We start from the raw sequence: 12,174 nt of genomic DNA on the forward strand, positions 1-12,174 counted from the left end.
CCTTGCGCCTCATATGGATGGCATAGGAAAAAGCCCGTCTCTCCACGAGCCGGGCTTTTTTCATGACCTATGCCATCTACGCCACTGCTGCCCTTGCCGAGATCGCCGGCTGCTTCGCCTTCTGGGCGTGGTGGCGGCTTGAGAAATCACCACTTTGGCTCGTGCCCGGCCTCGTCTCGCTGGTCGCCTTTGCCTGGCTTTTGGCACTGGTCGAAGCCAACGCCGCAGGCCGCGCCTATGCCGCCTATGGCGGCATCTACATCGCCGCGTCGCTCGGCTGGCTGTGGCTCGCCGAGGGCATCAGGCCCGACCGCTGGGACATGGTCGGCGCCGCGATCTGCATTCTCGGCGCCTCGATCATCCTGTTGGCGCCAAGAGGCGCGTGAACAAGGCGACAAGGCCGACCGGAGCCGTGTTCCCTACCATTTGACGCTGAGACCGATATTGCCTTCGAAGATGCGCTTCTTCTCGCCGCCGATATTGGTGGTGTAGTCAGCGGTGGCAAACAGGCTGGTCTGTTCGGTTAGCTTTGCGATCACGCCGCCGCCAAACTCGACGGATGTTCCTCCGGTCTCGACGGCAATCGGGTCGCTGCCGAGGCTGATGCCTCCCTCACCGTCGAATTCATGCCAGATGTTGGCCTTGAGATACGGCTTCAGCGTCGCGGCTTCGGTCTGGAAGAGACCTTGCAACCGTACACCCAACCGCCCGGTCAGCACATCGTCGGAATTGAACGCCACAGTCGAGAAGCTGTCGGCCTGGTCGTCAAGCGACAGATGCTGCCACACCAACTGGCCCTGCGGCTCCAACGTCCATTCCGGCGTCAGGGCAATGGGGTAGCCGCCCTCGAGCGAAGCAGTGACTCCAGTTCCGCCGACATCGAGGCTTTCGCCGCCGCTGGAGGTGACATCGCCACCGAACCAGGTGCCCATCAGGACGCCGTCGAGGTACCAGCCGCCGGGGCCGACATGGGTCCAACTGGCGCCGAGGCTGGTACCGTTGGCATTGATGTCGCCGAAATCTGCCACCGGTCCCGCGATCGTCGGCGACTTCACGTCGCCGCTGACACGCGTGTGGCCGACAAACAGGCCGATGCGGTCGTGATGGCCGCTATCCGTCTCCCAGCCATAGATGTCGAGGCCGGCCTGCATGCCAAACAGCGTGCCATCGAAGTTCGGCGTCAGGGTTCCGGTCCAGGACATGTCGACACTCTGTCCGAAGACGCGGCCCCATACCGCCGGCATCTGCCCGGCACCTTGCACTTCGGGCTGCTCGCCGCGGCGCTCGTGGAATGTGCCCAGTGTCGACATGGCGAGGTAGTGGGCGAGTGGCGAAATGACCGCGTAGGTCGGAACCTCGCCACGGAAGAGCGGCATTGCGCCACCTACGAGCCGCTCCGGATTGGGCAGCGGCATCACAGCGGCTGGATTGTCCACCAATTGCGGCGTCTCGGTCAGTGGCGGTGGTGTCGGCTCGCCAGTGACCGGTGGCGCTGGCGGTGCCTCGGGCTCCGGATCCGTGGGCAGCACCGGCGGGGTCGGGTCAACAGGCGGTGTGACGGGGTCGCCCTCGCCCGGAATCACCACCGGCGGTATCTCTGACGTCGGCGGCGGTGACGCTGTTTCGGGGTCGACGGGCGCAGGTTGGGGATTTGGTTCGATCGGAGAAGGCCCCGGCGCCGGCTCTGGACTGGTCGCGGACATCGTCGAGCGCAGATACCAGTTCTCGCCGGCACCAGCGAAGTCGCCCTTGAACAAGAAGTACTCGTAAGCGCCTGCGGCCACTCGACCGGCGAGGGCGAAAGCACCTCCGGTCGTCGCACCGCCGATCGCCTCGACCACCAATATGCCGTCCGCGACGGTCAAACCGCCGGCACCGCCGGCATTGACAATTTCGATGCCCGTCGAGCCCGTCGCGTTGCCGCCCGATATGACCAGCTTGTCCGAGGCCGAGCCGTCGATGCCGAGTTCAGTGTCGAGGAACAGCAGTCCGCCGTTGCCCTGGTAATTCCCATTGATCGTGAACGTATCGCCGGTGCCCCCGCCGCCATTGGTCAGGTCGATGCGACCGGCATTGATGACATTTGCCAGCCCACTGACAGCCAGCACGCTTGCATCTTGACCACCGCCGAACAGGGTGCTGGTGGCGTCGACCGTCAGCGTGCCAGTGCCGGTGCCGGCGTCGCCGAGCACAAGATTGCCGTCGAAGGTCAGTTCGGTGTCGTTGGTGGCGTCGATCGTTTCCCAATTCTGGAACCGCGCAATGCCGGCTGCCGAGACATTGTCGAATGTCAGACTGTCCGTGCCGTCCCCGCCATTGACCGCAACCGTCGCACCGATATTGGCGTTGCTGAGATTGCTGAGCTTTGCCGTGTCATTGTCACCGCCAAGATCGACAGTGCCGTAGATGATGCCGCCGCCGTCCCAGGTGAAAGTGTCCGTGCCGACGCTCAGCAGCACGCTGCCGCCGACGGAGCCGCCTGTCACCGTCACGCTATCGGTGCCGCCACTGACGCTGATGTTGCCGCCGATCGTACCGCCTGAAAGGATGATGGTGTCATTGCCGAAGCCGGTGACCAAGTTCTTGTCGATCGTGCCGCCAGACATGTCGAACAGGTTGTCGTCGAGCTTCATGTTGACGCGCCCGATGCGGCCGCCGGTCATGTATGCCGTGTCGCCATCTTCGAAGAAATCGACGATACGCCCGCCAGACATGAAGAATGTGTCGAGACCGTCGCCCTGGCTGAGCGACTGAATCTGGCCGCCGCTCATCAGAAAGCCGTCGATTCCGCCGCCTTGCTGGACGTTGCCGGTGATGGCGCCGCTATGGACTTCAACCCGATCGACAAAACCGCCAAAGACAACGTTGCCATTGATCGTGCCGGTACCACCACCTGGCAAGGTCAGCGTGTTGGTGCCATCGATGTCGGTAAGCCCTGCACTCGCACCGCTGTCGCAGACATAGATGCTGTTGCCGGCAGTCGGTGTCAGATCGCAGGCGGCAAAGCCGGCCTGAGTCGAACTCAACAAGACCATGGCGGTGGATGCCAGCCAGCCGATCCGAGCCGGTGCAGGGCGAAGAATGTGCATGTTGCCTCCTCAAGCAGATGAGGCCAATGCCGCCACGGCGCGGATTTCGGCCCCTGGGACCCTCCGAGCATATGCATCGCCATGTGCCGCATCGCGATGAACAGGCTCTTGGGAAGTTGAAGATCACCGAATGCTCAAGTAAAATCAACAACTCAATGTATACAAATTACCCTTTGATTGTGCTGGACACTTTCTTGGTAAATTCGCGGCCGGATTGAATTTTCCCGTTTTGTTCCTGTCGGTACACGGGTAGAATCTCCGCGATTCGCGTCAACCGGATTTCGCCTTCGTGCCGCCCGTCCCTGTGGACGAGTGTGGATAGCGTGGCCAGTTGAAATGACGATGGGCGGTTTTGGTCCGGGCTCTGCTACTGGGAACGTTCGGCAACGGATTGGGGACGACATTGGCAGAGGCAGCGCGCAAGTTCGAAGTGGCGGAAGCGACCCCACTCTATCGGGAAGCCCCCAACAACATCGAGGCTGAACAGGCCTTGCTCGGCGCCATGCTGGTCAACAATGACGCCTTCTACCGCGTCTCCGACTTCCTCAAGGCGACTCATTTCTACGAACCGCTGCACCGCAAGATCTTCGAGGTTGCGTCCGAGCTCATCCGCATGGGCAAGATGGCGAACCCGGTGACCCTCAAGACCTTCCTGCCGGCCGACGAGAAGGTCGGCGACATGACGGTCATGCAATATCTCGTTGCGCTTGCCGCCAACGCCGTCACGGTCATCAACGCTTCCGACTACGGCCGCGCCGTCTACGACCTCGCCACCCGCCGCGCGCTCATCACCGTCGGCGAGGACATGGTCAACATCGCTTATGACGCGCCTGTCGACATGTCGCCGTCCGAGCAGATCGAAGATGCCGAGCGGCGTCTGTTCGAACTCGCCGAAACCGGCCGCTACGACGGCGGCTTCGAAAGCTTCTCCGACGCGGTCAAGACCGCCATCGACATGGCCAGCGCCGCCTACATGCGCGACGGCCATCTCTCCGGCGTCGCCTCCGGCCTGCAGGATCTCGACGCCCGCATGGGCGGCTTACAGTCTTCCGACTTGATCGTGCTCGCCGGCCGCCCCGGTATGGGCAAGACCTCGCTTGTCACCAACATCGCCTTCAACGTCGCCCACGCCTATGTCCCGGCGCAGCAGGCAGACGGCTCTTTCAAGGCCGAAAACGGCGGCGTCGTCGGCTTCTTCTCGCTCGAAATGTCGTCCGAGCAGCTCGCCACCCGTATCATTTCCGAGCAGGCCGAGGTGCCCTCCTCCAAGATCCGGCGCGGCGATCTCACCGAGGCCGATTTCGAAAAGCTGGTCAGCTGCACCCAGACGCTGCAGAAGATCCCGCTGTTCATCGACTCGACCGGTGGTATCTCCATTGCCCAACTCGCGGCGCGCGCTCGCCGCCTCAAGCGCCAGCGCGGCCTCGACGTCATCATCATCGACTATATCCAGCTGATGCAGGGCTCGTCGTCCAAGTCGTCGCAGAACCGCGTCCAGGAAATCACCGAAATCACCACCGGCCTCAAGGCGCTGGCCAAGGAGCTCAATGTTCCGATCATCGCGCTGTCGCAGCTGTCGCGTCAGGTCGAAAGCCGCGACGACAAGCGCCCGCAGCTCTCCGACCTTCGTGAATCGGGCTCGATCGAGCAGGACGCCGACGTCGTGCTGTTCGTCTACCGCGAGGAATACTACCTCAAGAACAAGGAGCCGAAACCCGGCACTGACGAATATCTCAAGTGGGAAGGCGACATGGCCGAGGTGCGCGGCAAGGCCGAGGTCATCGTTGCCAAGCAGCGTCACGGCCCCACCGGCACCGTCAGCCTTGGCTTCCAGGGCGAATTCACCCGCTTCTTTGACCTCGCGCCCGAGCATCATTTGCCGGAGAGGTTTGGAGAAGAGTAGCGCATGCCAGAGCTTGCGCTCGTCGTTGGTGATGGTGGCGGGACAGCGCCCCCCTCTGTCCTGCCGGACATCTCCCCCACAAGGGGGGAGATTGGCTGGCCGCTCACCCTTCGCCAATTTGGAGCGCCGCAGATTGAGGCACCGTCGCGCCTGACGGCTGATCTCCCCCCTTGTGGGGGAGATGTCCGGCAGGACAGAGGGGGGCAACGTAGAACTCTGCCTTTCCATTCTTCCGAAAGGCACCCCGCCCATGGCTAAAGCCCGCATTCAATTCATCTGCCAGAACTGCGGTTCAGCGCATCAGCGCTGGGCCGGCAAGTGCGATTCCTGCGGCGAGTGGAACACGCTCGTCGAGGAAGGCACATCAGGCGGCATCGGCTCCGGCCCCGGTTCGCTCAAGAGCGCACGCAAAGGCCGCCCCGTTACCCTGACTTCGCTCGACGGCGACATCGAAGACGCACCGCGCATCGTCTCGGGCATCGGTGAACTCGACCGCGCCACCGGCGGCGGCTTCGTGCGCGGCTCCGCCTTGTTGATCGGTGGCGATCCCGGCATCGGCAAGTCGACGCTGCTGACCCAGGCAGCGGCGGCGCTCGCATCACGCGGCCACCGCGTGGTCTATGTCTCGGGCGAAGAAGCCGTCGCCCAGATCAGGCTGCGTGCCCAGCGCCTCGGCGTTGCCTCATCGCCGGTCGAACTTGCCGCCGAGACCAATGTCGAAGACATCCTCGCCACCATCGCCGACGGCAAACGGCCTGACCTCATCATCATCGATTCGATCCAGACGCTGTGGACCGACCTTGCCGATTCAGCGCCCGGCACCGTCACCCAGGTGCGCGCCTCGTCCCAGGCGATGATCCGCTACGCCAAGTCGACCGGTGCCGCCGTGGTGCTTGTCGGCCACGTCACCAAGGAAGGTCAGATCGCCGGCCCTCGCGTCGTCGAGCACATGGTCGACGGCGTGCTCTATTTCGAGGGCGAAGGCGGCCACCACTTCCGCATCCTGCGCACTGTCAAGAACCGCTTCGGCCCAACCGACGAGATCGGCGTCTTCGAAATGTCCGACAAGGGCCTGCGCGAAGTCGCCAACCCTTCCGAACTGTTTTTGGGCGAACGCCATGCCAAGGCGCCGGGAGCTGCGGTCTTCGCGGCAATCGAAGGCACCCGGCCGGTGCTGGTCGAGATCCAGGCGCTGGTCGCCGCTTCTACGCTGGGCACGCCGCGCCGCGCTGTCGTCGGCTGGGATTCGTCACGCCTGTCGATGATCCTCGCCGTGCTCGAAGCCCATTGCGGCGTGCGCTTTGGCCAGCACGACGTCTATCTCAACGTCGCCGGCGGCTACCGCATTTCCGAGCCGGCTGCCGATTTGGCTGTGGCTTCCGCACTGGTTTCATCGCTCACCGGTATTGCCCTGCCTGCTGATTGCGTCTATTTCGGCGAAATCAGCCTTTCTGGCGCCGTGAGGCCAGTTGCGCATGCGCAGCAGCGCCTTAAAGAGGCCGAAAAGTTGGGCTTCGGAAGGGCCGTGCTGCCCTCCGGCAGTGGGGAGCTCGCAGGTGGAATCGGAGCCGGATCGTTCCAGCCGACCGCACTCGCGGATCTGGTGGCGCGGATAGCCGGCTCAAGGCGAAGCCGCGCGGAAGAGACGGACTGAAACCGTCGTCATGGAGTGAGTGGACACGATGCCGATTACGCTGCTTGACGGAATTCTTGTCGGCTTCACCCTGGTCTCGGCGATGCTCGCCATGGTGCGTGGGTTTTCCCGCGAGGTGCTGTCGGTTGCCTCCTGGGCCGCTGCAGCCGCTGCCGCCTTCTTCTTCTACAAGCCGGTGGTGCCCTACGTTCAGCCCTATATCGACAACGAAAAGATCGCCATGGCAGCTGCTGCCGGCGTCGTCTTCGTCATCGCGCTGATCGTCGTCACCATCATCACCATGAAGATCGCCGATTTCATCATCGACAGCCGCATCGGCGCGCTCGATCGCACGCTCGGCTTCCTCTACGGCGCTGCCCGCGGCATCCTGGTCGTTGCCGTCGGCCTTTTGTTCTTCAACTGGCTGGTCGGCCCCAACGCGCCGGCCTGGGTTGCCGATGCCAAGTCGCGACCGCTGCTCGAGAGCATCGGAACGTCGATCGAGAATCTTTTGCCCGAGGACCCCGAGAACTCGATCCTCAAGAAGCTCAATTCGCAGGGCGGCGAGCCCGAGGCCGGCACGGCCACGCCGCCGGCCGAAGCTCCGGCCGAAGGCGCTCATGCCGAAGGCGACACGCCCGCCGAACCGGCGCCGACGAACAACTGATTTCGCATGAGGCGGGATGGCGCGTTGCCCTTCCCGCCTCATCGCACTATATAGCGTTTTTACGACAAGAGGCCGCCCCCCGATGGCAGACGCAGCTGACGTGCTTTCCGCGGAAGCCGATGATCATTTCCACGACGAATGCGGCGTGTTCGGCATTTTCGGCCGACAGGACGCTGCGGCAATCGTCACGCTGGGGCTGCATGCGCTCCAGCATCGCGGCCAGGAGGCCGCCGGCATCGTCAGCTACGACGGCAGCCAGTTCCACGTCGAGCGCCATGTCGGCCTGATCGGCGACACCTTCACCAAACAGCGCGTCATCGACAGCCTCAAGGGCAACCGCGCCATTGGCCACACCCGCTACGCCACGACAGGCGGCGCAGGCGTCCGCAACATCCAGCCTTTCTTCGCCGAGCTCGCCGATGGCGGTTTCGCGGTTGCGCATAACGGCAACCTGACCAACGCCATGACCGTGCAGCGTGCACTGCAGAAACAGGGCTCGATCTTTTCGTCGACCTCCGACACCGAGACCATCCTGCACCTGGTCGCCACGTCTAAGGAACGCGACCTCAACGCACGCTTCATCGATGCGGTGCGCCAGGTCGAGGGTGCGTTCTCGCTGGTAGCCCTGTCGTCGAAGAAGATGATCGGCTGCCGCGATCCGCTCGGCATCCGCCCGCTTGTGCTCGGCGATCTTGACGGTTCCTGGATTCTCGCCTCCGAGACCTGCGCGCTCGACATCATCGGTGCGCGTTTCGTGCGCGACCTCAAGCCCGGCGAGATGGTCATCGTCACCTCCAAGGGCATCGAGAGCATCTTCCCGTTCGAGCCGCAGAAGTCGCGCTTCTGCATCTTCGAATATGTCTATTTCGCCCGTCCCGATTCCTCGGTCGAAGGCCGCAACGTTTATGACGTGCGCAAGAGCATCGGTGCGGAACTCGCCAACGAAAGCCCTGTAGACGCCGACATCGTCGTGCCGGTGCCGGATTCCGGCACCCCTGCCGCTATCGGCTTCTCGCAGCAGGCGGGCATACCCTTCGAGCTTGGCATCATCCGCAACCACTATGTCGGCCGAACCTTCATTTCGCCCGGCGATTCCATTCGCCACATGGGCGTCAAGCTCAAGCACAACGCCAACCGCCGCATGATCGAGGGCAAGCGCATCGTGCTGGTCGACGATTCCATCGTGCGTGGCACCACCAGCCAGAAGATCGTGCAGATGGTGCGCGACGCCGGCGCCAAGGAGGTGCACATGCGCATCGCCTCGCCGCCCACCCGCGCCTCGTGCTTCTACGGTGTCGACACGCCGGAAAAGTCGAAGCTTCTGGCCTCGCGCATGACGATCGAGGAAATGGCCGAGTTCATTCGCGTCGACTCGCTCGGCTTCCTGTCGATGGACGGCCTGTACCGCGCCGTCGGCGAGGCAAGCCGCAACGACGAGCAGCCGCAATATTGCGATGCCTGTTTCTCCGGCCAGTACCCGACCCGCCTGCTCGACCTCGAAGGCGCCGACAATGTGCGCTCGCTGTCGCTGCTGGCGACGGGCGGGCTGTAGAACCCGCGCATTCAACGTGCTTCCGCGTTCAATGCGCGGAACCCGCCTTGTCCTTCCAGATGAAGCTTTGCCGCAGCGCCAGCTTTTTGCCCTGGCCGTGGACGGCTGCATAAAGCAGTCCGGCCAGGAAGGTGAAATGATCGATAAAGAAGCCGAATTCGGCCTGGTTGCCCTGCCAGTGCGACGGGCCGTGGAAGGCGAAGGCCAGCAAGATCACATAGGCGCCGGCAAGCAGCGCGGCTTCGGAGAAGAAGGCGCCGGTCAGGAAGGCCAGCACCATCCCAAGTTCAAAGAATGCCGCCAGCCAGGCCAATGGCAGGGCGAAGGGAAAGCCGGCAGCGGAGATGTAGGCGGCGGTGTCGGCCATTCCGGCAAACTTGAAGAAGGCCGCCATGGCAAAGACACCAGCGAAGATCAGTCTGGCAACGAGGATTGCAACGCTTCTGCCCATGGGTCTCTCTCCCGTGTCGTTGGCATTCTCAACCTAGGACGCATGGCATTCGGCAGCACCGACAGCCGCTCGCGAAAATTTCACCCAGTGCGGCACCGAGTCGACGTTCAATCAGCCTTGCGGGGTTTTGTTCCAGATAAAATCGTCCTATCAGGCAGCGGACCGACCAGTTCGAATTGGATGCTCTGATGACAACCACCCCCGACCTCTCCGGCCGCATCGCCCTTGTCACCGGCGCATCGCGCGGCATCGGCTACAACACGGCCAAGCAACTGGCCGCGGCGGGTGCCCATGTCATTGCTGTCGCGCGCACCGTCGGCGGGCTGGAAGAGCTCGACGACGAGATCAAGGCAGCCGGTGGCCAGGCGACGTTGGTGCCGCTCGACCTCACCGACATGGCCGGCATCGACCGCCTCGGCGGATCGATCAACGAGCGCTGGGGCAGGCTTGACATCCTGGTCGCCAATGCAGCCGTGCTCGGCGTCATCGCGCCGATCGGCCATGTCGAAGCCAAGGTCTTCGACAAGGTCATGGCCGTCAACGTCACCGGCACCTGGCGGTTGATCCGTTCGGTCGATCCGCTGCTGCGCAAGTCGGACGCCGGCCGTGCCGTCATCGTCAGCTCCGGTTCCGCCCACTCCGCCCGTGCCTTCTGGGCCCCCTATGCCGCCTCCAAGGCAGCGGTCGAAGCGCTCGCCCGTTCATGGGCGGATGAGACCAAGAACACGGCATTGCGCGTCAACATCTTCGATCCCGGCACCAGCCGCACCGCAATGCGCGCGCTGGCGGTGCCCGGCGAGGATCCGGCGACCGTCACCCATCCGTCGGAGACGGCGAGCCACATCCTGCAGATGGTCGACCCCGCCCTCACCCGCACGGGCCAGATCTACCAGATCCGGGAACAGCGCTGGGTTTCCCACCAGAAGCCGGCCTGACGCCACCTTTCCTCGCGACGCATCGCGGCGGCGACGCCGCGACCCAAGCAACGATGTTGCTGCTGTCGCGTTGACCACCGCTTGAGCGCATCAGCGATGCGTGGAATGGAAGCAGTTCAGCCGCCCGTCCGGGCGTGCCGCGCCGTAATGTGGGGGACATCGGCCGCATGACCACCGACCAGCTGATGTCCTTCGCCATCATTGCGCTGATGATGGTGGCATTCGTCTGGGGCCGGTTCCGTTACGATCTTGTCGCCTGCGGCGCTCTCATTTCAGCCGTTGCGATCGGCATCGCGCCGCAGGCCGAAGCCTTCAGCGGTTTTAGCGACGACATCGTCATCATCGTCGGTTCGGCACTGCTGGTCAGCGCCGGCGTCGCGCGCTCCGGTATCATGGAATATGCCATCCAGCGCTTCGCCCCCGACGTCTCCAGCGTCAGGGCCCAGCTGGCGCTGCTCGTCATCATCGTCACCATCTTGTCCGCCTTCGTGAAAAACATCGGCGCGCTGGCGATCATGATCCCCATCGCCTTCCAGTTCGCCCGCCGCTCCAACACCTCGCCCTCGGTGTTCCTGATGCCGATGGCCTTCGGTTCGCTGCTCGGCGGGCTGATGACGCTGGTTGGCACCTCGCCCAACATCGTGGTGTCGCGCGTGCGCCAGGAGATGACCGGCGAAGCCTTTTCGATGTTCGATTTCACGCCGGTGGGTGCTGCACTTGCGGTCTCCGGCCTTGTTTTCCTGGTGCTGTTTTACTGGCTTCTGCCCATCCGCACCCGCGCATCGGCCTCGATCCACGAAGCCCTCGACGTCAACAACTATGTCACCGAAGCGCGGCTCGTCAGCGATTCAACCGTCGTCGGCAAGACGCTGGCGGATCTGCTGAAGCTCGGCGGCAGCCGTGCTGTGGTCACCTCGATCCTGCGTTCGCGCGCGCTGCATGTCACGCCGTTCCCCGACGTCGTGCTACGCGAAGGCGATATCCTGTTGATCGAAGGCGCGCCGGAAGCGCTGGACCGCATCGTCACCCAGGCCAAGCTCAGCGTCACCGGCAGCCGCGATTCCGCCGGCGGCAAACACGCGGCGGCGGCTGTCGAGGCGGTCATCGGTGAAAACTCCAACCTGATCGGCGGCTCGGCGCAGCGCCTGGCGCTTTACGACCGCTTCAACGTCAATCTGCTCGCCGTCAGCCGCAAGGGTGAGCGTATCCAGGAGCGTCTGGGGGCAGTCACGCTGCGCCTGGGCGACGTCGTGGTGCTGCAGGGCAATCCACAGACAATGCCCGACATCCTGCGCGAACTCGGCTGCCTGCCGCTGGCCGAGCGCCCGATCCTGCTCGGCAGTTTCAGGCGCGGCATCGTCCCGCTCGCCATCCTCGTCGCGGCGATGGGCGCTACCGCGCTCGGCCTGTTGCCGGTGCCGCTTGCCTTCTTCACGGCTGCGGTCGCGATGGTTCTGTTCCGCGTCATCCCGCTGCGCGAGGTCTATGACGCCATCGACGGCCCGATCCTGGTGATGCTGGCCGCCCTCATCCCGGTCAGCGACTCGCTGCGCAGGACTGGCGCCACCGAGATCATTTCCGCCTGGCTCGCCGAATTCGCCTCAACGCTGCCGCCCGCCGGCGCGCTGACGCTCATCATGGTCGTGGCGATGGCGGTCACCCCGTTCCTCAACAATGCGGCCACGGTGCTTGTCGTTGCCCCTATTGCCGCGGGATTTGCCACGACGCTGGGCTATCGCCCCGAAGCCTTCCTGATGGCGGTGGCGATCGGCGCCGGCTGCGATTTCCTCACCCCCATCGGTCACCAGTGCAACACGCTGGTAATGGCCCCCGGCGGCTACCGTTTCTCCGACTATCCGCGCCTCGGCCTGCCCCTATCCTTGCTGGTCATCGTCGTCGCCGTACCGATGCTGATGCTCGTCTGGCCGATGTAGGCGACACGCA

9 protein-coding genes are annotated in these 12,174 nt (G+C 63.9%); 7 read left to right on the forward strand and 2 right to left on the reverse strand.

The genetic code is table 11. The annotated features are described in order from the left end of the window. Positions 1-62: 62 nt before the first annotated feature. Entirely contained in the window at positions 63-386 is a 324-nt protein-coding gene (locus tag ACHMW7_RS21335; RefSeq protein WP_395447470.1) for a YnfA family protein, read from the forward strand. A 33-nt stretch (positions 387-419) separates the two neighbouring features. Here the strand turns inward: ACHMW7_RS21335 and ACHMW7_RS21340 are convergent, their stop codons facing one another. Then, positions 420-3,089, reverse strand: coding sequence for an autotransporter outer membrane beta-barrel domain-containing protein (locus ACHMW7_RS21340; RefSeq protein ID WP_395447471.1), 2,670 nt, complete (start codon positions 3,087-3,089; stop codon positions 420-422). 403 nt (positions 3,090-3,492) lie between these two features. Between ACHMW7_RS21340 and ACHMW7_RS21345 the strand changes: the two genes are divergently transcribed. The 4 genes from ACHMW7_RS21345 to purF all read left to right on the forward strand — a co-directional run bounded on the left by ACHMW7_RS21345 (position 3,493) and on the right by purF (position 8,844). Further along, positions 3,493-4,992 (forward strand): replicative DNA helicase, encoded by a 1,500-nt coding sequence (locus ACHMW7_RS21345; protein WP_395447472.1) that lies wholly within the window; start codon positions 3,493-3,495, stop codon positions 4,990-4,992. Positions 4,993-5,242: 250 nt separating this feature from the next. Beyond that, the gene (gene radA / locus ACHMW7_RS21350; RefSeq protein ID WP_395447473.1) at positions 5,243-6,646 is read left to right on the forward strand and encodes a DNA repair protein RadA; all 1,404 of its coding nucleotides are present in this window, start codon (positions 5,243-5,245) and stop codon (positions 6,644-6,646) included. Positions 6,647-6,674: 28 nt separating this feature from the next. Then, a complete protein-coding gene (locus ACHMW7_RS21355) occupies positions 6,675-7,292 on the forward strand; it encodes a CvpA family protein (protein ID WP_395447474.1) in 618 nt (205 codons plus the stop codon). Between the two features lie 82 nt (positions 7,293-7,374). After that, positions 7,375-8,844 carry an amidophosphoribosyltransferase gene (purF, locus tag ACHMW7_RS21360; protein WP_395447475.1) on the forward strand — a complete coding sequence of 490 codons (1,470 nt, stop codon included), beginning with the start codon at positions 7,375-7,377 and terminating at the stop codon, positions 8,842-8,844. A gap of 28 nt (positions 8,845-8,872) precedes the next feature. On the opposite strand, the gene ACHMW7_RS21365 is transcribed toward purF, so the two are convergent. Beyond that, positions 8,873-9,295 (reverse strand): DoxX family protein, encoded by a 423-nt coding sequence (locus ACHMW7_RS21365; protein WP_395447476.1) that lies wholly within the window; start codon positions 9,293-9,295, stop codon positions 8,873-8,875. 188 nt (positions 9,296-9,483) lie between these two features. Between ACHMW7_RS21365 and ACHMW7_RS21370 the strand changes: the two genes are divergently transcribed. Beyond that, positions 9,484-10,230, forward strand: a complete 747-nt coding sequence (locus ACHMW7_RS21370) for an SDR family NAD(P)-dependent oxidoreductase (RefSeq protein WP_395447477.1) — start codon at positions 9,484-9,486, stop codon at positions 10,228-10,230. Positions 10,231-10,397: 167 nt separating this feature from the next. Beyond that, positions 10,398-12,164, forward strand: a complete 1,767-nt coding sequence (locus ACHMW7_RS21375) for an SLC13 family permease (RefSeq protein WP_395447478.1) — start codon at positions 10,398-10,400, stop codon at positions 12,162-12,164. Positions 12,165-12,174: the final 10 nt, after the last annotated feature.

The organism is Aminobacter sp. UC22_36, from assembly GCF_044056035.1.
Lineage (GTDB): Bacteria > Pseudomonadota > Alphaproteobacteria > Rhizobiales > Rhizobiaceae > Aminobacter.